Origin of the sequence: Burkholderia sp. lig30 (assembly GCF_000687455.2) — a bacterium.
Lineage (GTDB): Bacteria > Pseudomonadota > Gammaproteobacteria > Burkholderiales > Burkholderiaceae > Burkholderia.
In genome coordinates this window covers 44,664-67,185 of the sequence record NZ_JGVW01000056.1, presented here as the reverse complement: position 1 = coordinate 67,185, position 22,522 = coordinate 44,664, and the positions used below count along the sequence as shown (strand labels likewise).

Here is a 22,522-nt window from a genome sequence, read left to right as displayed (position 1 = left end):
GAGCAACTGCGCGCCTGCTTCCCCGCAGGCCGCGCGTCACGAAGCCCGCGCGCGGGCTCCCCGCCTCGGCCGGTATCCGGGCTGGCGGCACACCGGCTCGCCTTCCCGCGCATGAATCGCGCAGTGGCCTGCGTATCGTGCGCAACACCGCACGCGACACGCACCCGAGCCGGCCTGCATCGATCCGATGCGGCCGCTTACCGTTGCGGGGGCAGCGCAGGTTGGCCGCTCCTGGCGGAGCCGGCACCCTGCTTCCCGTTTAACCGCGCGTCACCCGCGCGAGCACCGAGGCGGCGCCAGTTTAGGAGCGGGGCGCGCGAGCGTCAAGGAACGCCCGGCCAACGCCCGCCGCGGCCGGACGCCGCACATTCGGCGCGTTCGCCGCGCTTTCGCGACAAGAAGGCGATGCGTTACGACTAGAAACGTTACAGATGTCGGATTACAGGATATTCCGCGCTAAAATGCTGGGTCTTTAGAGGACGCAGCACATGCTCAACGAACTCGAAACCCTATCTCAAAATATTGGCCGGCTGATCGCGTTGAACAAGCGCTACCACTCGGAACGGATCGTGCTCGAAGAGCAGGTCACGCAACTGCGCGCGGAATCGGAAACGGTGCGCGCCGAGCTCACCCGGCTGCGCGAGGAGCGCGATGCGCTTGCGGCCGAGCGCGACACGCTGTCGTCGAAGATCGACGATGCGCAGGTGAAGCTGAACGCGATTCTCGAAAAACTGCCGCGCGCGACGAAGGGCGCGGCGGAAGCCGACACCGGGCCCGACCTGCTGGACGCGCAGGCGCACGCGAATGACGACGACGCGGCCAGCCACGGAGAACATGCATGACCACCAAGCAGATCGAAGTGTCGATTCTCGGCCAGCCCTATCGGCTAGCCTGCTCGGCGGAGACGGAAGCGGCGCTGGTCGAGGCCGTGGCGCGCGTTGACGCCGAAATGACGAAGATCCGCGCGAACAGCTCGGTTCGCGGCACGGATCGCATCGCCGTGATGGCAGCGCTGTCGCTCGCGTCGGAGTTGCTGAAACTGCAACAGAGCGTGCGTCACGGTGAAGCGTTTCCGGCGGAAGAAATCCGGCGTACAATGCACCAGATGAACGAACAACTCGGTGCGGTGCTCGCACAGCACGAGACGCAGTAACCTCGAATCCTCGCGCGAATTCCACTTGATCTGAACGGCCAACGGTGTTCAAATTGAGCGCGAGATTCACAGTTCAGTCAGCTTCCCTGCCTGGTTCGCCAAGGTCATATATTCCTTGAACCAATGCCATGTGCACGGTTGCGGAAATTTGTAGCACGGGCGCGCGCGTCACTCTGTCTGACGTACCCGATGTGCTGCTAACTGCGACCAATTCTGAACCCCGGTTCAGGATGCCGGCCTAGCGGCCAAGGCGGGGACCTATCCAACGGCATCGGGCGATTCCCGATGCCGTTTTCATTTGCGGCGGCCTTTTTTCTGCGTCGATCACGATCCATGCAATTCTGGCTGATGAAGTCCGAACCGGACGAAGCGAGCATCGACGATCTCGCGAACGCGCCGCAACGCACGTTGCCGTGGACCGGTGTTCGCAACTATCAGGCGCGCAACTTCATGCGCGACACGATGCAGATCGGCGACGGCGTGCTGTTCTATCATTCGAGCTGTCCCGAGCCCGGCATCGCGGGCCTCGCCGAAGTCGCGTCGACGCCCTACCCCGATCCGACGCAGTTCGATCCGAAGAGTCCCTATTACGATCCGAAGTCGACGCCGGAAACGCCGCGCTGGCTGCTCGTCGACGTGCGCTTCGTGAAAAAGTCGCCGCTCGTTCCGCTCGGCGCGCTGCGCGAGCACGACGCACTGGCCGACATGCGCGTGCTGGCGAAGGGCAACCGCCTGTCGATCACGCCCGTCACGCGAACCGAGTGGCACTTCATCACCGAGCGGCTGATGAAGTAAGAAGTCAGCACGCCCGAGCAAACGTCAAATTTGGTTAACCTGTGCCGCCGGCTCGGAACTCGCAGCGAAATCGCATGGCCTAAGCAACCGCGGCCGGCCAATCCCGCCGGCCAAGGTTCTTTCTCAAGCGCGGCCTGCCCGCGTCGCGCACGCGCGATCCGCGTGCGCGCCCTCGCACAAGGAGTCCAACAATGACCAGAAAATCCGCACTCGCGCTGTCGCTCGTTCTTGCCGCTGCCGTACCCGCCACGCTGGCCATCGCGCCCGCCGCCGCGCAGGCACAATCCGTCAACCCGCATTTCCCGCAGCCGGCCGGCGTGCTGTCGCTGTCCGCGCAGGCGAGCGCGGACGTGCCGCAGGACGTGATCCACATCACGCTGTTCTACGAAGAACAGGCAAAGGATCCCGGCAGCCTGACGGCCGCGTTGAACCAGCGCGCCGATGCCGCGCTCGCGCAGGCGAAGAGCGCCGCGGGCGTGACCGCGCGCACCGGAACGTTCTCCGTCTATCCGACCACCGACCGCGACGGCAAGATCTCCGCATGGCGCGGGCGCACTGAGGTCGTGCTGGAGTCGCGCGATTTCGCCGCCGCCTCGAAACTTGCCGGTCAGCTTTCCAGCCTGATGCAGGTGTCGAACGTCGAATTCTCCTTGTCGCCGGAAGCGCAGCGCGCGGCCGAGCAGAAGCTCACGACGGAAGCGATCCGGTCGTTCCGCGCGCGCGCGGACGAAGCGGCGAAAGCGTTCGGCTATAACGCGTACTCGATTCGCGACGTCAACGTCGGCGGCGGCCGCAACGTGCAGCCGTATCCGCGCGTGATGGCGATGGCTGCGCCCGCAATGGACAGCGCGAAGATGAGCGCGCCGATCGCCGTCGAAGGCGGCAAGGCGACCGTGTCGGTCACCGTCAACGGCTCGGTCCAGATGAAGTGACGGCTGCATCGCCGCAATGAAAAACGCCGGCGCGAGCCGGCGTTTTGCTTTTCCCGCGCGATGCGGCGCGTGCGCGGCAACTGCGTCACGCCGTCGCGGAAGCGGCGCGGCGGCGATACGCCCAGACCATCATCGCGATGCCCGCGATGATCATCGGCAGCGACAGCCACTGCCCCATCGACAGGCCGAGCGCGAGCAGCCCGAGGAAATCGTCCGGCTCGCGCGCGAACTCGACCGTGAAGCGCGCGAGGCCATAGCCGATCAGGAACAGCGCCGACACTGCGCCCATCGGCCGCGGCTTGCGCGAGAAGAACCACATCGCGAGGAACAGCACGACGCCTTCGAGCACGATCTCGTAGAGCTGCGACGGATGGCGCGGCAGCATCTGGTATTGCATGAACACGTCGACCAGATGCCACTTCGCGGCCAGCTCCGGATGCGCGCCGAGCCAGGCCGCATCGTCGCGCGTCGCGCCCGGGAACAGCATCGCCCACGGCGCGGCCGGATCGGTCACGCGGCCCCACAGCTCGCCGTTGATGAAGTTGCCGAGACGGCCGGCGGCGAGCCCCGTCGGCACCATCGGCGCGACGAAATCGGTGACCTGCAGCCAATGACGCTTGCGCTGCCAGGCGAACAGCGTCATCGCGAGCGTCACGCCGAGAAAGCCGCCGTGAAACGACATGCCGCCTTCCCATACCTTGAAGATGTCGAGCGGATGCGAGAAGTAGTAGTCGGCCTTGTAGAACAGCACGTAGCCGAGACGACCGCCGAGCACAGTGCCGAGCACGCCGTAGAACATCATGTCGTCGATGTCCTTCACGGTCCAGCCCTGCTCGGCGACGTGCGGCAGCTTCAGGCGCAGCCTGGCGACGACGATCGCCGCGATGAACGCGACGAGATACATGAGCCCGTACCAGCGCACGGCGAGCGGCCCCAGGTGAATCGCAACAGGGTCGAAATTCGGGTGAATGATCATGGGTTAGTGGTGAAGGGTTCAGCGTAGCAGGCCGTAATGATGTCATAAAAGCCGGGCGCCAAACGGAGCGAAAAGATCGCGAGCGGCGTACCCGCGCAGTGCGCGGCGCTTGCCCGTGCAACGGCACGAGGGCGCGGTCGCGGGCCGACATCGGCCAGAGCCGGTGCACGCGGGGCACGGCCCTGGCTGGCCGCCAGCACCGCTTCGATCAAATGCAACGGGGAACGCGACGACCTCGTGCCCCCTTTGCTTTTATAATGCGCGCACCGCCAACCCGGCCGCATCCGCCGGCGGAGACCTCCATGAAACGAACGATACTGCGCGCGGCGCTCGTGGCCCTGCTCATGGGCAGCATCGCCGCCGCGCACGCCGAGCAGGCCGACGGCCTCACGCTCGCGCAACGCAAGAACTGCATGGCCTGCCATGCGGTGAACAAGCCGCTGATGGGACCGTCGTTCCACGATATCGCCGCCAGATATGCCGCGCGCGCGGACGCCGGCGATTACCTCGCGCAGACGATCGTGAAGGGCAGTGTCGGCGTGTGGGGCAATGTCCCGATGCCCGCGAACACGCAGTTGACCGGCACCGAAGCGCACGCGCTCGCGCATTGGGTGCTCTCCGTCAGATAACGCTCGCGCGGCGAGCACGCCGCGTGTCAACCAGCGCTGCGGCGGGCGATCTCGACGTCGATCGCGTCGCGCACCCACTCCATCACTTCCGTTTCGAGCGCGAGCGCCACTTCGCGCGTGATCTGGCTGACGAGCCACGCTGTGTGGTCGTGCAGCGCGTCACGGCAGCGGGCCTCGATCGCTTCGCGCCCCTCGCCCGTCAGGTAGGTCGTCAACCGGTCGCGCAGCCGCTCGGCGACATGCTGCGCGTCCTCCGGCGTCAACGCCGGCGGCACGTCGTGCGCGACGGGCGCGGCCATCACGGCGACCTCCTCGGCCACCACGGCAGACGGCTGCAATTCGACGGCAGGCACGTGCGGCGTCGGCACCGCCTCGACGACGACATCCGCCTCGGCCGCGCCACCCGCCGCCGGCGCAACCGCCGCATGGGCGGGGTTGCCGGGCGCAAGCGCGTCGCTCAGCACCGGGATCGCCGAGGCGTCCGGCGCTGCCGCCAAGGCCGGCTCATGCGCCGGCGCCGGACTGCCGGCCGCCAGCACGTCGCTCAGCACTGGAATCGCCGAAGCGTCAGGCGCTGCTGCCACAGCCGGCTCATGCACCGGCGCCGGACTGTCGGTCTCCAGCACGTCGTTCAGCACAGGGATCGCCGAAGTGTCAGGCGCTGCCGCCAAGGCCGGCTCAAGCGCCGGCGCCGGACTGCCGGTCGCCAGCACGTCGCTCAGCACCGGGATCGCCGCGTCGTCAGGCTCTGCCGCCAAGGCCGGCTCATGCACCGGCGCCGGACTGTCGGTCTCCAGCACGTCGTTCAGCACAGGGATCGCCGAAGTGTCAGGCGCTGCCGCCAAGGCCGGCTCAAGCGCCGGCGCCGGACTGCCGGTCGCCAGCACGTCGCTCAGCACCGGGATCGCCGCGTCGTCAGGCGCTGCCGCCAAGGCCGGCTCATGCGCTGGCGCCGGACTGCCGGCCGCCAGCACGTCGCTCAGCACCGGGATCGCCGAGATGTCGGGCTGCCCCGCTGCGGCCGGCTCACGCGCGAGCACCGGCTTGCCGGTCTCCAGCACGTCGGTCAGCATCGGGATCGAGGATGATTCGGCTTGCGCCACGTGATTGCTCCGTCGACGGAATCGGCTAGCTGCCTTGCTTGTAGTTGTTCAGCGCATAACCGCGGTCGCGATAGAAGCGATAGCGGTCACGGCCTGCGGTCAGTTCGTCCGGCTCGTTGCCGACCACTTCGAGCAGGCGCTCGAAGCGGGCGAATTGCGCCGGCACCGCCGCGCCGAGGTTCAGCAGCACGTGATGATGCGGCGCCTTTTCGAGATCGGCGGCCAGCACGATCGGCGTCTCGGCCGCATGCGGGCTGTCGACGCCGCAATGCGGAATGAAATCGAGCGGCGAGAACGTCCAGAGCCGCTCGTCGAGCGCGCGCAGGCGCGCCGGCTCCGCGAGCACGACGACCGGCTGCCCGGCCTGGTAGGCCTTGCGCAGCAGCCGGCACGCGTAGGCGAGCGAATCGCCGACGTTGGTGTGGAAATCGATCCGCGTCATCGCCCGTTACGCCCGCGCCGCAGTGCTGTCCCGACTCCCGCCATCACTGCCCGGCGCGGTCGATCAGGAACTGCGTCAACAGCGGCACCGGACGGCCGGTCGCGCCCTTCGCCGCACCGCTCTTCCACGCGGTGCCGGCGATGTCGAGGTGCGCCCACGGGTAGCTGTCGGTGAAGCGCGACAGGAAGCAGGCCGCCGTCACGCTGCCGGCCGGACGGCCACCGATGTTCGCGATGTCCGCGAAATTCGACTTGAGCTGCTCCTGGTACTCGTCGTCGAGCGGCAGGCGCCACGCCGGGTCGCCCGCCTCGCGCGACGCGTCGAGCAGCTCGCCCGCGAGCGCGTCGTCCTTCGAGAACAGGCCGCTGTTGTGATGGCCGAGCGCGATGATGCATGCACCCGTCAGCGTCGCGATGTCGATCACCGCGGCCGGCTTGAAGCGCTCGGCATAGGTGAGCGCGTCGCACAGGATCAGGCGGCCCTCGGCGTCGGTGTTCAGGACCTCGATCGTCAGGCCCTTCATGCTGGTGACGACGTCGCCCGGCTTCGTCGCGTTGCCGGCCGGCATGTTCTCGCAGGTCGGAATGATGCCGACGACGTTGATCTTCAGGCCCATTTCGGCGACCGCGCGCAGCGTGCCGAGCACCGAGCCCGCGCCGCACATGTCGTACTTCATCTCGTCCATGCCCTCGCCCGGCTTCAGCGAGATGCCGCCGGTATCGAACGTGATGCCCTTGCCGACCAGCACGACCGGCGCGGCCTTCGCCGCCGCCCCCTGATAATGGAGCACGATGAAGTGCGGCGGCTCGACCGACGCGCGCGCGACCGACAGGAACGAGCCCATCTTGAGCGCCTCGATCTGCTTGAGGCCCAGCACCTCGACCTTCAGGTTCCAGTCCTTCGCGATCTGCCGCGCGGTCTTCGCGAGATAGGCGGGGGTGCAGACGTTGCCGGGCAGGTTGCCCAGATCGCGGGTCAGATCCATCCCGTTAGCGAGCGCGGCCGCCTGCTTGACGGCGACCTTCGCCGCCTTCTCGTCAGCCGGATCCACGCTGAACACGACGCGCTTGAGCCCGTGCGGCGCCGGTTCCGGCTTGCTTTTCAGCTGCGTGAAGCGATAGGTCTCGCCGCGCAGCGCGAGGATCGCCGCGCGCACGCCCCAGTCGGAGCTGCGCTCGTCGACCGGCAGCTGCGCCAGCGTGAAGGTGACCTGCGCCACGCGGGTCGCCAGCAGCGCGCGCCAGGCGGCGCGTGCCGCCTCCGCATAGGCTTTCTGGTTGAAAGCATCCTGCTTGCCCAGCCCGACGAGCAGCACGCGCGACGCGCCGATCCCGGACACTTCGTGCAGGAACAGCGTCTTGCCGCTCTTGCCGTCCATGTCGCCGGCCTTGACCACGCGCGAGATCAGGCCCTTGGTCGCCGCATCGATGTCGAGCGCCGCGCCCGAAAGGGTCTGCGCCTCGAACACGCCGAGCACGATGCAGTCGGACTTTCCGGTCAGGAAGCCCTTGGACTCCCCTTTGCTCCAATCACAGCCTTTTATGCTAAAGTCCATCGCGCTTGTCCTCGGATAAAATCTGGGCTAAGGATGAAAGCCGCAATTATCCGCTATTTTTCCCGTGGCGGCGTGAGCGCCGGCCCACGCGCGCTCCGCCTCCCGCCCTCTTCTCATCAAGAATGATCTTCGAACGCTCCCTCCAGCGCGAGCTTGCGTACACGGCAGGCGCCGTCTTCATGGTGCTGCTCACGATCATGCTCACGACGATGATGATCCGCATCATCGGCTTCGCCGCGTCCGGTGAAATCGACCCGAAGGACGTGCTCGTGCTGATCGGCCTCACCGTGATCGGCTATCTGGCCGTGATGCTCGTCGTCACGCTGTTCGTGTCGATCCTGTTCGTGCTGACCCGCTGGTACCGGGATTCCGAAATGGTCGTGTGGCTCGCGTCGGGCGTGAGCCTGACGCGCCTCATCAAGCCGATCGGCGTGTTCGCGACGCCGATCGTGCTGCTGATCGCGTTCTTCGCATTCGTCGGCTGGCCGTGGTCGAACCAGCAGAGCAAGCTGATCAAGGCGCGCTTCCAGCAGCGCGACGAGATCTCGCTGCTCGCACCCGGGCAGTTCCGCGAATCCGCGACCAATCACCGCGTCTTCTTCATCGAGAAGATGTCGCCCGACCAGAGCAAGGTGCAGAGCGTGTTCGTGACGTCGACCGAGAACGGCAAGGTCAACGTCATCGTGTCGCAAACGGGCCATACCGAGACGAGCAGCCACGGCGACCGCTTCATCGTGCTGGAGAATGGCCGCCGCTACGACGGCACGCCGGGCCAGCCGAACGTCAAGATCATGGAGTTCGAACGCTACGGCGTGAAGATCCAGAGCAAGCCGTTCGTCAACGTGACGGCCACCAACAGCACGCCGACCCTCGACCTGCTGCGCAACCCGACCGCCGACAACCTCGCCGAATTCGCGTGGCGCGCGGGCCTGCCGCTGATCGCGCTCAACCTGATGGTGCTCGGCATCCCGCTCGCGTACCAGAACCCGCGCCGCAGCCGCACGATCAACCTCGTGATGGCAGTACTGATCTACCTGACCTATTCGAACCTGCTCAACGTCGTGCAAGCGCAGATCGAGCAGGGCAAGCTGTCGTTCGGCGTGGGCCTCGTCGGACTGCACGTGGTCGTCGCGGCGATCGTCGGCTTCATCTTCTGGCTCCGGGTACGCAACCGCCCGCTCATTTCACGCGCGCTGTTCAGCCGCTCGACGGGGGCATGACCGATGCGGCTCTATGAAAAATACTTCGCACGGCAGATCTACGTCGCGTTCATCTTCATCCTGTTCGCGTTCTCGGGCCTGTTCTTCTTCTTCGACCTGATCAGCGAACTGAACACGGTCGGCCACGGCAACTACAAGTTCGGCTACGCGGTGCTGCGCGTCGCGCTGCAGACGCCGTCGCGCTTCTACGAGATCATCCCGGTCGCGGCGCTGATCAGCGCGATCTACGTGTTCGCGCAGATGGCGGCGAGCTCGGAATTCACGATCTTCCGCGTGTCGGGCCTCGCGACCGGCCAGGCGCTGCGCTCGCTGCTGAAGATCGGCGTGCCGCTCGTGATCATCACCTACCTGATCGGCGAGTTCGTCGGGCCGTATTCCGACCAGCTGTCGGAGCGCGTGCGGCTCCAGGCGCTCGGCTCGTCGGTGTCGTCGAATTTCGTGTCGGGCGTCTGGGTGAAGGACACGCTCGCCGCGCGCGACAACGGCGAGCAGGTCACGCGCTTCGTCAACGTCGGCCGGCTGTCGCCCGATTCGACGATCAGCGACGTGCGGATCTACGAGTTCGATTCGAAATTCCAGCTGCAGAACGTGCGGATCGCACAGACCGGCCGCTACGAGCCGCCGGGCCACTGGCTGCTGACGGGCGTCACCGATACCGCGCTGTCGTCGATCGCGCCCGCCGGCCAGCCCGCCGATTCGCTGAATCCGGTGTACGCGTCGAAGCAGGTGACGATGTCCGAATACCGGCTGCGCTCGGATCTCACGCCGCAGATCCTGTCGGTGCTGCTGGTGTCGCCGGAACGCATGTCGATCATCAACCTGTTCCGCTACATCCAGCACTTGCGGGAGAATCAGCAGGACACGCAGCGCTACGACATCGCGCTGTGGCGCAAGCTGCTGTATCCGTTCGCAGTGTTCGTGATGCTGGTGCTGTCGCTGCCGTTCGCGTACCTGCACACGCGCGCGGGCGTGGTCGGCGTCAAGGTGTTCGGCGGCATCATGCTCGGCATGAGCTTCCAGCTGCTCAACACGCTGTTCTCGCACGTCGGCATGCTGAACACCTGGCCCGCGCCGCTGACGGCCGCGGTCCCCGGCCTGCTCTACCTCGGGCTCGGCCTGTTCGCGCTCAAGTGGGTCGACCGGCATTGAGCGCCGGTTCGTGAGGCATTCGCGATGAATTCGCACGGCATCATCCTGTTCGGTCACGGCGCGCGCGATCCGCGCTGGGCGGAGCCGTTCGAGCGGCTCGCCGCCCGGCTGCGCGCGGCGCGCGGCGACGCGCCCGTGTCGCTCGCGTTTCTCGAACTGATGACGCCACCGCTCGACGCGGCCATCGCCGCGCAGGCCGCGGCGGGCTGCACGCACATCACCGTGGTGCCGGTGTTCTTCGGCCAGGGCGGACATATCCGCCGCGACCTGCCGCAGTTGATCGACGCGTGCCGCGCCGCGCATCCGGGCGTCGAGATACGCTGCGCGACGGCGGTCGGCGAGGACGACGGCGTGCTCGACGCGATCGCGCGCTACTGCCTCGATCAGGCCGGCGACGGCGCGTAGGCGCGCCGCAGCGCCATAAACAAAAAGGGCTGGGTCCCGTGCAATACAGGACTCAGCCCTCCGGCACCCGACCTTCGACTGTCCACTTTCGTGGGGCAGTTCACACGCCGGCGCTTTTTGTTTCGGCTCGCCGTTACGGCTCGCCGCTACGGCTTGCCGCTACGGCCCACCGTTACCGCTCAACACGACGTCCTGCCATCATTACGCACCGCTTCGGCAGGCTTTGCGCGGGCCGTCACGCCGCGTCGCGCATCGCCCGCGCGGCGGCCTTCGCGGCCTCGCCCCGTTCGGCGAACGCGTCGCCGATCATCAGCAGACTCGGCTCGGCGGGATCGAGCCACGCCTGCGCCGCGCCCGCCGCCATCTCGGCCAGGGTCAGCGTCAGCGTGCGTTCGCGCGGCGTGCTGCATGCCTCGACGATCGCGACCGGGGTTTCCGGCGCGCGGCCCGCGTCGATCAGCTGCTGCGCGATGCCGGGCGCGCTGTCGCGGCCCATGTAGTAGACGATCGAGTCGGCGCGCGCCGTCTCGCGGATCTCGTCGCTGTCCGGCGCGCGGCTGTGCGTCGCGAACGCGACGCTGCGCGCGACACCGCGCAGCGTCAATGAACGCTTGAGCGACGCTGCGCCGGCGAGCGCTGCCGTGATGCCGGGCACGATCTCGTAGTCGATGCCGGCCGCCTCGAGCGCGCGCATTTCCTCGTCGGCGCGGCCGAACAGCATCGGATCGCCACCCTTCAAGCGCACCACCAGCGCATGCTCGCGCGCCGCATCGACGATCTGCTTGTTGATGAAGTGCTGCGCGGTCGAGCGTTGCCCGCAACGCTTGCCGACCGCGATCCTGCGTGCGTTCGGCGCGTAATCGAGCATCGCCGGCTCGATCAGCGCGTCGTGCAGCACGACGTCGGCCTCGGCGAGCAGGCGCGCGCCGCGCACCGTGATGAGATCCGCGGCGCCCGGCCCGGCGCCGATCAAATACACCTTGCCCATGTCTGTCGCTTCCCTGGGTGGGTCAGAACCGGCGCCACCCTGCGGCGGCGCCGCGCCCGTCACGCCGAAAACGCCCGGATCATGCCCGCGGCGACCGTGTGGTGCGTCGCCTCGTCGATCAGCACGAACGCGCCCGTGCCCGGATGCGCGTCATACGTGTCGCACACGATCGGCTTTTGCAGCGTCAGCGCGACGCGGCCGATGTCGTTCATCTTCAGGTCGTGGCGGTCCGTCGCATGCGACAGCGTGTGCACGTCGAGCACCTGCTTGACCGCGCCGATCTTCGCGAACACCGTGCTCGTGGTCTGCTTGAGCAGGTACTTGCGCTGCGGCGACAGCGGCACTTCGTCGAACCAGCACAGATCGGCCTCGAGCTTCTTCGCGGGCTCGATCGGCTGTGCCACCGGCACGAACACGTCGCCGCGCGACACGTCGACATCCTCGGCGAGGCGGATCGTCACCGCCTGGCCGGCGAACGCGCGCTCGACCGCCGCGGTGCCGCCCGGCACCGGCGCGATGATCTCGGCGACCGTCGCGGTGCGGTTCGACGGCAGCACGACGATTTCGTCGCCGACCTTCACTTCGCCCGCCTCGATCCGGCCCATGTAGCCGCGGAAGTCGTCCGCCGAGCTGCCGTCCTGGCGCGCGACCCACTGCACCGGGAAGCGCAGCGCGTCGTGCGCCTGCGATTCGACCGGCAGCGCTTCCAGCACGTCGAGGAGCGGCTCGCCCGCATACCACGGCATGCGCTCGCTCGCGCCGACGATGTTGTCGCCCTTCAGCGCCGACACCGGCACGAAGCGCACGTCGGCAAGGCCGAGCTGCTTCGCGAGCGCGACGTATGCGTCGCGGATTTCGTTGAAGCGCGCCTCGCTGTAGTCGACCAGGTCCATCTTGTTGATCGCGACGATCACGTGCTGCAGCGCGAGCAGCTTGACGATCGCGCTATGACGCTTGGTCTGCGGCAGCAGCTCCGCGACGCCGTTCTCGATCGTGACGCGGGTCGCGTCGACCAGGATGATCGCCGCGTGCGCGGTCGACGCGCCCGTCACCATGTTGCGCGTGTACTGCTCGTGGCCCGGCGTGTCGGCAATGATGAACTTGCGCTTCGCCGTCGCGAAATAACGGTACGCGACGTCGATCGTGATGCCCTGCTCGCGCTCGGCCTCGAGGCCGTCGGTCAGCAGCGCGAGGTCGAGCTCGTCGCCGACGGTACGCTTGTTCTTCGCGCGCGACAGCGCGGACAGCTGGTCGGACAACACCGCCTTGCTGTCATACAGCAGGCGGCCGATCAACGTGCTCTTGCCGTCGTCGACGCTGCCTGCCGTGATGAAGCGCAGCACGCCGAGGTCTTCGTTGTTCTCGATGATGCTCATGATGTGAATGTCCTCGTGTGCTTCAGAAATAACCTTGCTTCTTGCGCTGTTCCATCGCGGCTTCGGAGGCCTGGTCGTCCATCCGGGTTGCGCCGCGCTCGGTGATCTCGGTCACCGCCGTCTCGGCGATGATCTTCTCGACGTGGTCCGCGTCGCTCTCGACCGGGCACGTGCAGCTGATGTCGCCGACCGTGCGGAAGCGCACCTGCGCGATCTCGCTCGTCTCGCCCTCGCGCATCGGCGTGAGCGGCGTGACCGGCACGAGCAGGCCGTTGCGGCGCACGATCTCGCGCTGGTGCGCGTAGTAGATCGACGGCAGTTCGAGGTTCTCGCGGGCGATGTACTGCCACACGTCCAGCTCGGTCCAGTTCGAGATCGGGAACACGCGCAGGTGCTCGCCGTTGTGCAGGCGCGCGTTGTACAGGCTCCACAGCTCCGGGCGCTGCGCCTTCGGGTCCCACTGGCCGAATTCGTCGCGGAACGAGAAGATGCGCTCCTTCGCGCGCGCCTTCTCTTCGTCGCGGCGTGCGCCGCCGATCATCGCGGTGTAGCCGTACTGCTCGATCGTCTCGAGCAGCGTGACGGCCTGCGCGGCATTGCGCGAGTCGGTCTCGCGGCGCAGCACGACCGTGCCGCGCTTGATCGAGTCCTCGACGTGGCCCACGACCAGCTCGGCGCCGATCTCCTTCGCGCGCCGGTCGCGGAAGTCGATCACTTCCTCGTAGTTGTGGCCGGTGTCGATGTGGACGAGCGGGAACGGCAGCGTCGTCTTGCGGTTCGCGCCGAGGCCGAACGCCTTCAGCGCGAGATGCAGCACGACGACGGAATCCTTGCCGCCCGAGAACAACAGCGCCGGCTTGCTGCATTCGGCGACGAGTTCGCGCAGGATGTGGATCGACTCGGCTTCGAGCCAGTCGAGGTGGCCCATGCGGCTGGCGTCGCCGGTGGGCGGGGCAAAGGCGGATTGCTCGAGCGTCGTGCTCATGGTTTCAGTCCTTCTCTTCCGGGTTCGTGCCGCCCGCGTCGGGCGGGCGGCCACTATTCAGTCTTGTCGGTATGTCGTTCAGCGTGCTGCGTCGGGCGTCGCGGAAATCGGCGTGATCGCGATGTGCAGGCCGCATTCCTTCGTGTCGCGCGATTCCCACCACCAGCGGCCGGCCCGGCTGTCCTCGCCGGGGCGCACCGCGCGCGTGCACGGTTCGCAGCCGATGCTCGGGTAGCCGCGCGCATGGAGCGGATTCACGGGCACGTCGAACGCCTTCAGGTACGCCCACACGTCGCTCTCCGTCCAGTCGGCGAGCGGATTGTACTTGGCAATGCCGCGCGCCTCGTCCTGCTCTTCCTCGTGCAGCTCCGCGCGCGTGACCGACTGCTCGCGGCGCTGGCCGGTGACCCATGCGTTCACGTCCGCGAGCGCGCGGTTGAGCGGCTCGACCTTGCGAATGTGGCAGCACGCCTTGCGCAGCTCGACGCTCTCGTAGAACGCATTCAGGCCATGGTCGGCGACGTACGCATCGACCGCATCCTGCTGCGGGCGGAACTGCTCGATCTCGTAGCCGTAGCGCTCGCGCACGCGGTCGATCATGCCGACCGTCTCCGCGTGCAGGCGGCCCGTGTTCAGCGAGAAGATGCCGATCGCGTGCGCGTTCGACAGGATCGCGTGCGTGAGAACCATGTCCTCGGCCGCGAGGCTGCTCGCGAGCTTCACGCTCGGGTGGCGCGCGGCGATCTGCGCGAGCAGCGCGTCGAGCCGTTCGACCTTCGCGGCGAGTTCCGGCGTCAGCGCCGTTGCGGCAGCGGCGCTCATGCATCCACCTTCGCGGCAGCGGCGGCCGCACGGCGGCGGAACAGCGGCGACGGATTGTCGACCGCGCCCTGATAGCGCTGCGAGAATTCGCCGAATGCGTTCAGCGCGTCGTGGATGTCCTTGTCCGCGCGCACCGCGAACGCGTCGAAGCCGCAACGCTCCATGTAATTCAGCTGGTCGCGCAGCACGTCGCCGATCGCGCGCAGCTCGCCCGTCCAGCCGTGACGCTCGCGCAGCAGGCGCGCGATGCTGTAGCCGCGGCCGTCCGCGAAGCGCGGGAAATCGACGGCGATCAGCGCGATCGCGCCGAAATCGGCGACGAGGTCGGCCGGCTCGCTGTCCGGCGCGAGCCACACGCCCAGCTCGTCCTTCGTCTTCGCGGCGACGAGCGCCGCGCGCTCGGCCTGCCACAGCGCGAACGGCACCAGCACCTTGCCCGCCGGCAGCGTGCCGACCGCGGGGAGCGCGCCGTCTTCCGCCGCGCGCACGACCTGCCATGCGTCATCGGTCACTGCGCGGTTCTTGATAATCGAAGCCATCTGCTAATTCCTTCTACCCGGTTGGTTACGCGTGCGCGGCCTGGCGCGCCGCGTAGACGCGCTCCTTGAACGGCGCAATGCCGATGCGGTCGTACGTGTCGACGAAGCGCTCGCCGTCGGCGCGCGCTTCGACGAACGTGTCGATCAGCTTCGCGATCACGTCCGGCACCTCGTCGGCGGAGAACGACGGCCCGATCACGCGGCCGAGGCGCGCGCCGCCGTTGCCCGTGCCCTGCTCGCCGCCGAGCGACACCTGGTACCACTCCGCGCCGTCCTTGTCGACGCCGAGAATGCCGATGTTGCCGACGTGATGGTGCCCGCACGAGTTCATGCAGCCGGAGATGTTGAGCGACAGGTCGCCGAGATCGTAGACGTAGTCGAGATCGTCGAAGCGCTGCTGGATCGCCAGCGCGATCGGGATCGACTTCGCGTTCGCGAGCGAGCAGAAGTCGCCGCCCGGGCACGCGATGATGTCGGTCAGCAGGCCGACGTTCGGCGTCGCGAAGCCGGCCGCCTTCGCCTTTTCCCAGAGCGCGAACAGGTCGCGCTTCTTCACGTTCGCGAGGATCAGGTTCTGCTCGTGCGACACGCGCAGTTCGCCGAGCGAATAGGCGTCGGCCCAGTCGGCGACCTGCTCCATCTGCGCGTCGGTCGCGTCGCCCGGCGCGACGCGGTGGTTCTTCAGCGACAGCGTGACGGCTGCGTAGCCCGGCACCTTGTGCGGCGCGATGTTACGCTCGACCCAGCGCGCGAACGCCTTGTTCTCGAGCAGATGCTGCTCGAACGACGCGTCGGTGTCCGCAAGCTTTTCGTAAACAGGCGGCTGGAAGTATTGCGACACGCGGTCGAGCTCGTCCTGCGTGAGCGTCGACGGGCCGTCCTTCAGGTGCTGCCACTCTTCCTCGACCTGCTGCGCGAACTTCGCCGGCGACAGCGCCTTCACGAGGATCTTGATCCGCGCCTTGTACAGGTTGTCGCGGCGGCCGTAGCGGTTGTACACACGCAGCACGGCTTCGCAATAGGTCAGCAGATGCTGCCACGGCAGGTCCTCGCGGATCACCGCGCCGACGATCGGCGTGCGGCCGAGGCCGCCGCCCGCGAGAATGCTCGCGACCACCTCGCCCTGCGCGTTCTTCTTCAGGTAGACGCCCAGGTCGTGGATCTGCACGGCCGCGCGGTCGGCCTTCGAGCCGGACACCGCGATCTTGAACTTGCGCGGCAGCCACGCGAATTCGGGGTGGAACGTCGACCACTGGCGGAGGATTTCCGACCACGGACGCGGATCGATCTCCTCGTCCTGCGCGACGCCGGCAAACTGGTCGGCGGTAATGTTGCGGATGCAGTTGCCCGACGTCTGGATGCCGTGCATCTGCACCGACGCGAGTTTCGCGAGGATCTCGGGGGTTTCCTCGAGCTTGATCCAGTTGAACTGGATGTTCGAGCGCGTCGAGAAGTGGCCGTAGCCGCGATCGTGCTCGCGGGCGATGCGCGCGAGCATCCGCAACTGGTCGCTGCGCAGGTTGCCGTACGGAATCGCGATACGGTGCATGTACGCGTGACGCTGCAGGTACAGGCCGTTCTGCAGGCGCAGCGGACGGAACTCGTCTTCGCTCAACTCGCCCGACAGGCGGCGGCGTACCTGATCGCGGTACTGCGCGACTCGCTCGTCGACGATCGTCTGGTCGTACTGGTCGTACTGATACATTCGGGGACCCCAGGGTTTTCGTGTTGACCGCGCGGCGTCCTAGCCACGCCGCGCCCGAATTCTGCACCGACTTCGCCTCCCGTGCACCCGTGGCCCGTGGATTGCTAATGACGTATACAGATATCGATATTTGAAAAACTCCGGTGAATCGTAATAAACTCGCCTTATATTTCAAACGACTAAAAAATTCTGTTGATATGCGGAAGGGTTATAAATGAACCTGCACCAATTTCGCTTCGTGCGCGAGGCCGTCCGGCAGAATTTCAACCTCACCGAGGCGGCCAAGGCGCTGTATACATCGCAACCGGGCGTCTCCAAGGCGATCATCGAGCTGGAAGACGAGCTCGGCGTCGAGATCTTCACCCGCCACGGCAAGCGCGTGCGCTCGCTGACCGAGCCCGGCAGGATCATCCTCGCGTCGGTCGAGCGCATCCTCCAGGAAGTCGAGAGCCTTAAAAGGGTCGGGAAAGATTACGCGGCACAGGACCAGGGCAACCTGACGATCGCGGCGACCCATACGCAGGCGCGCTACTCGCTGCCGTCGGCGATCGCCGAATTCAAGAAGCGCTTCCCGAAGGTGCACCTGTCGATCCTGCAGGGCAGCCCGACGCAGGTTGCCGAGATGGTGCTCCACGACCAGGCGGATCTCGCGATCGCGACCGAGGCGATCGCCGACTACAAGGATCTGGTGTCGCTGCCCTGCTTCCAGTGGCACCACGCGGCCGTCGTGCCAGCCGACCACCCGCTGCTCGACCGCAAGACGCCGTCGCTCGACGATCTCGCGCAGTACCCGCTGATCACCTACGACGACGCGTACGCCGGGCGCAAGAAGATCAACCAGGCGTTCGCGCTGCGCGGTCTGTCGCCCGACATCGTGCTCGAGGCGATCGACGCCGACGTGATCAAGACCTACGTCGAGCTGGGCCTCGGGGTCGGCATCATGGCGGACATCGCGTTCAATCCGGAGCGTGACCGCAACCTGCGGCTGATTCCGGTCGGCCACCTGTTCGGCAGCAACGTCACGCGCGTCGCGCTCAAGCAGGGCGCCTACCTGCGCAGCTATGTGTATACGCTCGTCGAGTTGCTGTCGCCGACGCTGAACCGCAAGCTGATCGAGCAGGCGCTGAAGGGCGAAGCCGATTCGTATGAACTTTGACGGGACACGATAACGACCGGGGCGCGATTGGCGCCCCTTTTTTTCATCGCCGACGGAGATCTCACGCATGACGCCATCCACCTTGCTGCGCCGCGCCGCCGGCGCCGCCCTGCTGCTTTCGTGCGCGGTCGCGCACGCCGACCTGAAGGTCGGCGTCGACCTGTCGACGACCGGCCCGGCCGCCGCGATCGGCATGTCGAGCAAGAACGCGATCCTGATGTGGCCGAAGACGATCGCCGGGCAGAACGTCCAGGTGACGCTGCTCGACGACGCGTCCGACCCGGGCGTCGCGGTGCGCAACATCCGCAAGCTGGTGTCCGAGGACAAGGTGGACGTGGTGATCGGGCCGAACATCACGCCGGCCGCGCTTGCGGCGCTCGACGCGGTCGCCGGCGCGCAGACGCCGATGGTCACGCTGATCGGCTCCGGGTCGATCGTCGAGCCGCAGGAAGGTGCGCGGGTGTGGGCGTTCAAGATGGCGCAGAGCGACCGGGCGATGGCCGACGTGATGACCCGCTACATGGCGAATCACGGCGTGAAGACGGTCGGCTTCATTGGCTTCGCGGACAGTTATGGCGACAGCTGGCTCAACGAGTTCAGCCGCTTCGCCGAACTGCGCAAGATCCGCATCGTCGCGAGCGAGCGCTTCAACCGCACCGACGCGAGCGTCACGGGGCAGGCGCTGAAGCTGATCGCGGCGAGGCCCGACGCGATCCTGATCGCCGGCGCCGGCACGCCGACCGTGCTGCCGCAGCGCACGCTGATCGAGCGCGGCTACAAGGGCCCGATCTACCAGACGCACGGCATCGCGACCCCGGAATTCATCCGGCTCGGCGGCAAGGACGTCGAGGGCACGCTGTTCCCGACGCAGCCGGTCGTCGTCGCGCGCACGCTGCCGGCCGATCATCCGGCCCGCAAGGCGGCGCTCGCGTTCGTCAGTGCCTACGAGGCGAAGTACGGCGCGGGCACGGTCACGCAGTTCGCGGGCGATGCCGCCGGCGTGTATCCGCGGCTGGCCGACGCGGTCGGCCGCGCGCTGAAGGCCGCGCAGCCGGGCACGCCCGAGTTTCGCAACGTGCTGCGCCGGGAGCTGGAGCGCGCGCACGAGCTGGTGGTGCCGAACGGCGTCGTCAATACGAGCGACAGCGATCACGTCGGGCTCGACCAGCGCGCGAGCGTGATGGGAATCGTGAAGAACGGCGGGTTCGTCTACCTCAGCCAGTGAGCGGATGCCGGGCTGCTTGCCCGGCGCGGCGTTTTCGGCGATAATTCGCGCTTTCGCCGCGCGCAATCGCATGCGCGGTCGCGATAAGCCCAGGTGGTGAAATTGGTAGACGCAGGGGACTCAAAATCCCCCGCCGCAAGGCGTGCCGGTTCGATTCCGGCCCTGGGCACCATCAGATAGTTTCGGGCAGTCCCGAGAATTCCCAAAACCCGCGTCGGCTATAGGCTTCCGCGGGTTTTTCGTTTTCGGGAAGTCCCGAGCGGAACCGGGGAAGCCCCAAAAATCGAGGGTACGGCTTGATGCGAAATACCACCGCAGATCACGATCACTCGTACCCAGTCACCATCCGCCCCGCGCCATCAGTCGATACGCAGCCGGTCAAATTCGACGGCCAACTCTACGCCAAGGGTTGAATACAGATAGGCGACGTAACGGGCACGACGTTCGCCGTGAGCAGAGCGAGACAGCAACGCCTCCGCCTTCGCGTATGCCTCCGTACCCGGCCGCACTGCCTCCAACGAATTCACGATATTCAGCAATCCCCCGGCTTCGAACCCAAGCCGGGTGACTCCCTCGAATGTGACCGTTGCACGGCGTTGCCCGTCGTGTGCCCTCAGGATGAAGATATCGGGAATGCCCGAACCGCCCTCACTCTCAGTCAAGATGCCGTCGACATACCAGTCATGGAGGTTGTCGAATCGGTCGAAGATTTCTGAGACGGTGTCGGTCATCACCCTATTCACCTTACGAAAGAATGGAAACAGGCCAACCTGTCGCAAGCCGGACGGATCGCCCGGAAACCCCGCCCAACACCGCGCAAACGCGTCACTTCACGCTGAATCGGTACGTGCCCTGCGTCCGATGGCCATCTGCCGCGACAGCCACCCATTTGACCGTGTACGCGCCCGACGCAAGCGTTGCGAGCGGCACCGTCATCCGTTTGCGGTTCGCGCCATCGACGCTCGCCTTGCCGGCCGACACTGCGTTGCCCTGCCCGTCGACGACGACGATCGAGCTGAACGACGGTTCGAGCGTCTCGGTGAAGCCGATCGCAACGGCCGGCGGCGCGGATGCCAGCACGGCGTTCGCGGCCGGCTCGGTGTTGGCGGGCCGGGCGTGCGCGAACGCCGCCGACGACACGGTCGCCGCCAACACGACGGCTGCGGCCTTGCGGCTGACGTAAACGGGATCGAAAGTCATGTCTTCTCCGGAAAAGTTGAGCGCATGCCGCAACCGGCTCGCGGACGCGCGGCGATCGCGCAGCTTACCAGCTGCTGCGCGCCGTCCCGCCGGCCACGCGCTCCCGCTTGATAGAATGCGCGCGCTATGGATCTCGAAAGCATTCTCTTCAGCCAGGGTTTCGGCTCGCGCCGCCAGTGCCGCGGCCTGATCGAAACGGCGCGCGTCGACGTCGGCGGCACGGCCTGCACCAACCCGGCCGCGCCGTTCGACACCGACCGCCTGGTGTTCTCGGTCGACGGCACGCCGTGGGCATTCCACGCGCACGCGTATCTCGCGCTCAACAAGCCCGCCGGCTACGAGTGCTCGCGCGACCCGCAACACCACGCGAGCGTGTTCAGCCTGCTGCCGCCGCCGCTCGTCGCGCGCGGCGTGCAGTGCGTCGGCCGGCTCGATCAGGACACGACGGGGCTGCTGCTGCTGTCCGACGACGGCCAGTTCGTGCACGCGTACACGTCGCCGAAGCGCAAGGTGCCGAAAACCTACGTCGCGACCGTGCGCCACCCACTCGACGACACGCAACTGAACGCGCTGCGCTCGGGCGTGATGCTGCACGGCGAGCCGAAGCCGATCGCCGCAATCGCCGCCGACGCGCGCGACACGCACGTCCTCGCGCTGACGGTGCTCGAAGGCAAGTATCACCAGGTGAAGCGAATGGTTGCCGCCGCGAGCAACCGCGTCGAGGCGCTGCACCGGGAAAGCGTCGGCGGCTTCACGCTGCCGGACACGCTCGCGCCGGGCGAATGGCAGTGGCTCGGCGAGGCCGAGCTGGCCGCGCTGCGCGGCACCGCGAAAACCCTGTAAGGGAAAATCCGCACGACCGCGCGACGCGATCTGCCCCCTGACGCGTGGCGACGGCGCGCGCCCCCCGCTATACTCGATTCAAAAGGGTCAGCGCTGCAGGGAGGCCATCATGCTGATCAACCACCCGGTCGAGATGACATATGTGATGCTCGCGTTCGCCGCGCTCGGCGCGATCGTGATCGGCGGGCTGCTGCTGGTCATGCGCGCGAAGCACAAATACCACCCGAACCTGATCGGCGCGCTGATCGGCGCGCTGCTATGTTTCCTGCTGATCGAGGCGCTACCTGCGCTGATCTGACGCGCCGGCGGTCCGCAGGAAATCGTCGACGGTCGGATAGCGCAGCGTCACGCGCAATTCGCGCTTGAGCCGCGCGTTGGAAAGCCGCCGCGATTCGCGCATGAACGACAGCAGCGTCGGCTCGAGCAGGCGCTGGGCGTCGGCGCGGCTCACGCGCGGCGGCGGCGGCAGCCCGAACGCACGCGCGACGCGCTCGAAATACTCCCCCATCAGCAGTTCGCTGTCGTCCGACGCGTGCACCGCGCGCGACGGCTTGCCGCGCGCCGCCGCACGCAACAGGATCGCCGCGAGGTCGTCGGCGTGAATGTGGTTCGTGTAGACGTCGTCGGCCGGCACGAGCGCGGGGGTTCCGCGCTCGAGGCGCGCGAGCGGCAGCCGGTTCGCCGCATAGATGCCCGGAATCCGCACGATGCGCACCGACAGCACGCCGCGCGCGGCCGCGGCGCGCAGTTGCCGCTCGGCCGACACACGGCGAAATGCGCGCGGATTCGCCGGGTGCACCGGGCGCGTTTCGTCGATCCACGCCCCGCCGCAATCGCCGTATACGCCGCTCGTGCTCGCATAGACGAGCCTCGGCGCGCAAGGACGCTCGGTTACAATACGCGCTGCCTGAAAAGGCGAGCCGGCCGACCGGGCCGCCGCGCGCCCTTTCCGCAGCCTGCCGTATGCCGGCGCCGGCTGACACGCGGGTCGCGGCACGCGCGTGGCCAGCGCCGCGACGAGCGCGCGCGTGCGCCGGTCGTCGGTGCCGTCGGGCTGCGGCGGCGCGAGATGCAGGATCGTGCGGGCCAGCTTGCCGGCGCGGGCGAGCGTCGACGGGCGATCCAGGTCGCCGACGATCGGCGTCGCGCCCGCCGCGCGCAATTCGGCGCGCCGCCCCGGCTGGCTCGTCAGCGCGAAGATGCGCACGCCGCCGCGCCGCGCGCGCAGTTGTTCGACGCAGCGCAGGCCGACGTCGCCGCAGCCGACGATCAGTACGCGCGGCCGGCGCAGAATTCGTGTCGCGATCATGGTGTAGTGCGAAAT

25 protein-coding genes, 1 tRNA gene, 1 other RNA gene and 1 riboswitch are annotated in these 22,522 nt (G+C 67.3%); of the genes, 14 read left to right on the top strand and 13 right to left on the bottom strand.

The window, feature by feature from the left end:
* Window positions 1–50: 50 nt before the first annotated feature.
* Window positions 51–305, bottom strand: a riboswitch (cobalamin riboswitch).
* Window positions 306–488: 183 nt separating this feature from the next.
* From LIG30_RS06440 to LIG30_RS06425, 5 genes are all read left to right on the top strand, one after another.
* Entirely contained in the window at window positions 489–842 is a 354-nt protein-coding gene (locus LIG30_RS06440) for an ATPase (RefSeq protein WP_038710629.1), read from the top strand.
* Window positions 839–1,153, top strand: a complete 315-nt coding sequence (locus tag LIG30_RS06435; protein WP_038710627.1) for a cell division protein ZapA — start codon at window positions 839–841, stop codon at window positions 1,151–1,153. The genes LIG30_RS06440 and LIG30_RS06435 overlap by 4 nt, the downstream gene beginning before the upstream one ends.
* Window positions 1,154–1,233: 80 nt before the next feature.
* A non-coding RNA gene (ssrS, locus tag LIG30_RS25100) (6S RNA) lies at window positions 1,234–1,414 on the top strand.
* 72 nt (window positions 1,415–1,486) lie between these two features.
* Entirely contained in the window at window positions 1,487–1,948 is a 462-nt protein-coding gene (locus LIG30_RS06430) for an EVE domain-containing protein (RefSeq protein ID WP_038710626.1), read from the top strand.
* 191 nt (window positions 1,949–2,139) lie between these two features.
* Window positions 2,140–2,880 carry an SIMPL domain-containing protein gene (locus LIG30_RS06425; RefSeq protein ID WP_038710624.1) on the top strand — a complete coding sequence of 247 codons (741 nt, stop codon included), beginning with the start codon at window positions 2,140–2,142 and terminating at the stop codon, window positions 2,878–2,880.
* Window positions 2,881–2,965: 85 nt separating this feature from the next.
* Here the strand turns inward: LIG30_RS06425 and lgt are convergent, their stop codons facing one another.
* Window positions 2,966–3,856: a prolipoprotein diacylglyceryl transferase gene (gene lgt, locus LIG30_RS06420; RefSeq protein ID WP_038710623.1), complete on the bottom strand. Its 891-nt coding sequence runs from the start codon at window positions 3,854–3,856 to the stop codon at window positions 2,966–2,968.
* A gap of 302 nt (window positions 3,857–4,158) precedes the next feature.
* On the opposite strand from lgt, the gene LIG30_RS06415 reads away from it, so the two are divergent.
* Window positions 4,159–4,485, top strand: coding sequence for a c-type cytochrome (locus tag LIG30_RS06415; RefSeq protein WP_038710622.1), 327 nt, complete (start codon window positions 4,159–4,161; stop codon window positions 4,483–4,485).
* A gap of 26 nt (window positions 4,486–4,511) precedes the next feature.
* Here the strand turns inward: LIG30_RS06415 and LIG30_RS27615 are convergent, their stop codons facing one another.
* From LIG30_RS27615 to LIG30_RS06400, 3 genes are all read right to left on the bottom strand, one after another.
* On the bottom strand, window positions 4,512–5,021 hold the full coding sequence (locus LIG30_RS27615; RefSeq protein WP_442856845.1) for a DUF2486 family protein: 510 nt from the start codon (window positions 5,019–5,021) through the stop codon (window positions 4,512–4,514).
* A gap of 592 nt (window positions 5,022–5,613) precedes the next feature.
* Window positions 5,614–6,030 (bottom strand): DNA polymerase III subunit chi, encoded by a 417-nt coding sequence (locus tag LIG30_RS06405; protein WP_038710621.1) that lies wholly within the window; start codon window positions 6,028–6,030, stop codon window positions 5,614–5,616.
* A gap of 43 nt (window positions 6,031–6,073) precedes the next feature.
* Window positions 6,074–7,585 carry a leucyl aminopeptidase gene (locus LIG30_RS06400; RefSeq protein ID WP_038710620.1) on the bottom strand — a complete coding sequence of 504 codons (1,512 nt, stop codon included), beginning with the start codon at window positions 7,583–7,585 and terminating at the stop codon, window positions 6,074–6,076.
* Between the two features lie 122 nt (window positions 7,586–7,707).
* Between LIG30_RS06400 and lptF the strand changes: the two genes are divergently transcribed.
* From lptF to LIG30_RS06385, 3 genes are read left to right on the top strand one after another with little or no spacing between them, the layout of a single operon-like run.
* Window positions 7,708–8,805, top strand: a complete 1,098-nt coding sequence (gene lptF, locus LIG30_RS06395; protein WP_038710619.1) for an LPS export ABC transporter permease LptF — start codon at window positions 7,708–7,710, stop codon at window positions 8,803–8,805.
* Window positions 8,806–8,808: 3 nt separating this feature from the next.
* A complete protein-coding gene (gene lptG / locus LIG30_RS06390) occupies window positions 8,809–9,954 on the top strand; it encodes an LPS export ABC transporter permease LptG (RefSeq protein ID WP_038710617.1) in 1,146 nt (381 codons plus the stop codon).
* Window positions 9,955–9,978: 24 nt separating this feature from the next.
* Window positions 9,979–10,359, top strand: coding sequence for a sirohydrochlorin chelatase (locus LIG30_RS06385; protein WP_038710614.1), 381 nt, complete (start codon window positions 9,979–9,981; stop codon window positions 10,357–10,359).
* A gap of 235 nt (window positions 10,360–10,594) precedes the next feature.
* On the opposite strand, the gene cobA is transcribed toward LIG30_RS06385, so the two are convergent.
* From cobA to LIG30_RS06355, 6 genes are all read right to left on the bottom strand, one after another.
* Window positions 10,595–11,347 (bottom strand): uroporphyrinogen-III C-methyltransferase, encoded by a 753-nt coding sequence (gene cobA, locus LIG30_RS06380; protein WP_038710613.1) that lies wholly within the window; start codon window positions 11,345–11,347, stop codon window positions 10,595–10,597.
* A 59-nt stretch (window positions 11,348–11,406) separates the two neighbouring features.
* Window positions 11,407–12,723 carry a sulfate adenylyltransferase subunit 1 gene (locus LIG30_RS06375; protein ID WP_038710611.1) on the bottom strand — a complete coding sequence of 439 codons (1,317 nt, stop codon included), beginning with the start codon at window positions 12,721–12,723 and terminating at the stop codon, window positions 11,407–11,409.
* A gap of 22 nt (window positions 12,724–12,745) precedes the next feature.
* Window positions 12,746–13,708, bottom strand: a complete 963-nt coding sequence (cysD, locus tag LIG30_RS06370; RefSeq protein ID WP_038710610.1) for a sulfate adenylyltransferase subunit CysD — start codon at window positions 13,706–13,708, stop codon at window positions 12,746–12,748.
* Between the two features lie 78 nt (window positions 13,709–13,786).
* Window positions 13,787–14,530 carry a phosphoadenylyl-sulfate reductase gene (locus LIG30_RS06365; RefSeq protein ID WP_038710609.1) on the bottom strand — a complete coding sequence of 248 codons (744 nt, stop codon included), beginning with the start codon at window positions 14,528–14,530 and terminating at the stop codon, window positions 13,787–13,789.
* The gene (locus LIG30_RS06360) at window positions 14,527–15,069 is read right to left on the bottom strand and encodes a DUF934 domain-containing protein (protein ID WP_038710608.1); all 543 of its coding nucleotides are present in this window, start codon (window positions 15,067–15,069) and stop codon (window positions 14,527–14,529) included. Before LIG30_RS06360 ends, LIG30_RS06365 begins: the two co-directional genes overlap by 4 nt.
* A 25-nt stretch (window positions 15,070–15,094) precedes the next feature.
* Complete coding sequence (locus tag LIG30_RS06355; RefSeq protein WP_038710607.1) at window positions 15,095–16,774, bottom strand: nitrite/sulfite reductase; 1,680 nt, start codon at window positions 16,772–16,774, stop codon at window positions 15,095–15,097.
* A 214-nt stretch (window positions 16,775–16,988) separates the two neighbouring features.
* On the opposite strand from LIG30_RS06355, the gene LIG30_RS06350 reads away from it, so the two are divergent.
* The 3 genes from LIG30_RS06350 (at window position 16,989) to LIG30_RS06340 (ending at window position 19,327) form a co-directional block, all read left to right on the top strand.
* A complete protein-coding gene (locus LIG30_RS06350; RefSeq protein WP_038710604.1) occupies window positions 16,989–17,930 on the top strand; it encodes a CysB family HTH-type transcriptional regulator in 942 nt (313 codons plus the stop codon).
* A 67-nt stretch (window positions 17,931–17,997) separates the two neighbouring features.
* A complete protein-coding gene (locus LIG30_RS06345) occupies window positions 17,998–19,155 on the top strand; it encodes an ABC transporter substrate-binding protein (RefSeq protein ID WP_038710601.1) in 1,158 nt (385 codons plus the stop codon).
* 87 nt (window positions 19,156–19,242) lie between these two features.
* A tRNA-Leu gene (locus LIG30_RS06340) sits at window positions 19,243–19,327 on the top strand.
* Window positions 19,328–19,514: 187 nt separating this feature from the next.
* On the opposite strand, the gene LIG30_RS06335 is transcribed toward LIG30_RS06340, so the two are convergent.
* Both LIG30_RS06335 and copC read right to left on the bottom strand, forming a co-directional pair.
* Window positions 19,515–19,886 carry a hypothetical protein gene (locus tag LIG30_RS06335; protein ID WP_235510217.1) on the bottom strand — a complete coding sequence of 124 codons (372 nt, stop codon included), beginning with the start codon at window positions 19,884–19,886 and terminating at the stop codon, window positions 19,515–19,517.
* 94 nt (window positions 19,887–19,980) lie between these two features.
* Window positions 19,981–20,355: a copper homeostasis periplasmic binding protein CopC gene (gene copC, locus LIG30_RS06330; RefSeq protein WP_038710600.1), complete on the bottom strand. Its 375-nt coding sequence runs from the start codon at window positions 20,353–20,355 to the stop codon at window positions 19,981–19,983.
* Window positions 20,356–20,481: 126 nt separating this feature from the next.
* Between copC and LIG30_RS06325 the strand changes: the two genes are divergently transcribed.
* Together LIG30_RS06325 and LIG30_RS06320 are read left to right on the top strand one after the other, a co-directional pair.
* Window positions 20,482–21,198: a pseudouridine synthase gene (locus tag LIG30_RS06325; RefSeq protein ID WP_038710599.1), complete on the top strand. Its 717-nt coding sequence runs from the start codon at window positions 20,482–20,484 to the stop codon at window positions 21,196–21,198.
* 109 nt (window positions 21,199–21,307) lie between these two features.
* Complete coding sequence (locus LIG30_RS06320) at window positions 21,308–21,496, top strand: hypothetical protein (RefSeq protein WP_038710598.1); 189 nt, start codon at window positions 21,308–21,310, stop codon at window positions 21,494–21,496.
* Here LIG30_RS06320 and LIG30_RS06315 read toward each other — a convergent pair.
* Window positions 21,479–22,507 carry an NAD-dependent epimerase/dehydratase family protein gene (locus LIG30_RS06315; protein WP_038710597.1) on the bottom strand — a complete coding sequence of 343 codons (1,029 nt, stop codon included), beginning with the start codon at window positions 22,505–22,507 and terminating at the stop codon, window positions 21,479–21,481. The two genes, LIG30_RS06320 and LIG30_RS06315, sit on opposite strands and share 18 nt — an antisense overlap.
* Window positions 22,508–22,522: the final 15 nt, after the last annotated feature.

Coding starts and splice junctions, on each gene's coding strand:
- cobA (WP_038710613.1), bottom strand. CDS start 11,347: ATGGGCAAGGTGTATTTGATCGGCGCCGGGCCGGGCGCCGCGGATCTC.
- LIG30_RS06335 (WP_235510217.1), bottom strand. CDS start 19,886: ATGACCGACACCGTCTCAGAAATCTTCGACCGATTCGACAACCTCCAT.
- lptG (WP_038710617.1), top strand. CDS start 8,809: ATGCGGCTCTATGAAAAATACTTCGCACGGCAGATCTACGTCGCGTTC.
- LIG30_RS06325 (WP_038710599.1), top strand. CDS start 20,482: ATGGATCTCGAAAGCATTCTCTTCAGCCAGGGTTTCGGCTCGCGCCGC.
- LIG30_RS06360 (WP_038710608.1), bottom strand. CDS start 15,069: ATGGCTTCGATTATCAAGAACCGCGCAGTGACCGATGACGCATGGCAG.
- LIG30_RS06365 (WP_038710609.1), bottom strand. CDS start 14,530: ATGAGCGCCGCTGCCGCAACGGCGCTGACGCCGGAACTCGCCGCGAAG.
- LIG30_RS06350 (WP_038710604.1), top strand. CDS start 16,989: ATGAACCTGCACCAATTTCGCTTCGTGCGCGAGGCCGTCCGGCAGAAT.
- LIG30_RS06430 (WP_038710626.1), top strand. CDS start 1,487: ATGCAATTCTGGCTGATGAAGTCCGAACCGGACGAAGCGAGCATCGAC.
- LIG30_RS06435 (WP_038710627.1), top strand. CDS start 839: ATGACCACCAAGCAGATCGAAGTGTCGATTCTCGGCCAGCCCTATCGG.
- cysD (WP_038710610.1), bottom strand. CDS start 13,708: ATGAGCACGACGCTCGAGCAATCCGCCTTTGCCCCGCCCACCGGCGAC.
- LIG30_RS06425 (WP_038710624.1), top strand. CDS start 2,140: ATGACCAGAAAATCCGCACTCGCGCTGTCGCTCGTTCTTGCCGCTGCC.
- LIG30_RS06375 (WP_038710611.1), bottom strand. CDS start 12,723: ATGAGCATCATCGAGAACAACGAAGACCTCGGCGTGCTGCGCTTCATC.
- lgt (WP_038710623.1), bottom strand. CDS start 3,856: ATGATCATTCACCCGAATTTCGACCCTGTTGCGATTCACCTGGGGCCG.
- LIG30_RS06405 (WP_038710621.1), bottom strand. CDS start 6,030: ATGACGCGGATCGATTTCCACACCAACGTCGGCGATTCGCTCGCCTAC.
- copC (WP_038710600.1), bottom strand. CDS start 20,355: ATGACTTTCGATCCCGTTTACGTCAGCCGCAAGGCCGCAGCCGTCGTG.
- LIG30_RS06400 (WP_038710620.1), bottom strand. CDS start 7,585: ATGGACTTTAGCATAAAAGGCTGTGATTGGAGCAAAGGGGAGTCCAAG.
- LIG30_RS06440 (WP_038710629.1), top strand. CDS start 489: ATGCTCAACGAACTCGAAACCCTATCTCAAAATATTGGCCGGCTGATC.
- LIG30_RS06320 (WP_038710598.1), top strand. CDS start 21,308: ATGCTGATCAACCACCCGGTCGAGATGACATATGTGATGCTCGCGTTC.
- LIG30_RS06385 (WP_038710614.1), top strand. CDS start 9,979: ATGAATTCGCACGGCATCATCCTGTTCGGTCACGGCGCGCGCGATCCG.
- LIG30_RS06355 (WP_038710607.1), bottom strand. CDS start 16,774: ATGTATCAGTACGACCAGTACGACCAGACGATCGTCGACGAGCGAGTC.
- LIG30_RS06345 (WP_038710601.1), top strand. CDS start 17,998: ATGACGCCATCCACCTTGCTGCGCCGCGCCGCCGGCGCCGCCCTGCTG.
- LIG30_RS06315 (WP_038710597.1), bottom strand. CDS start 22,507: ATGATCGCGACACGAATTCTGCGCCGGCCGCGCGTACTGATCGTCGGC.
- LIG30_RS06415 (WP_038710622.1), top strand. CDS start 4,159: ATGAAACGAACGATACTGCGCGCGGCGCTCGTGGCCCTGCTCATGGGC.
- lptF (WP_038710619.1), top strand. CDS start 7,708: ATGATCTTCGAACGCTCCCTCCAGCGCGAGCTTGCGTACACGGCAGGC.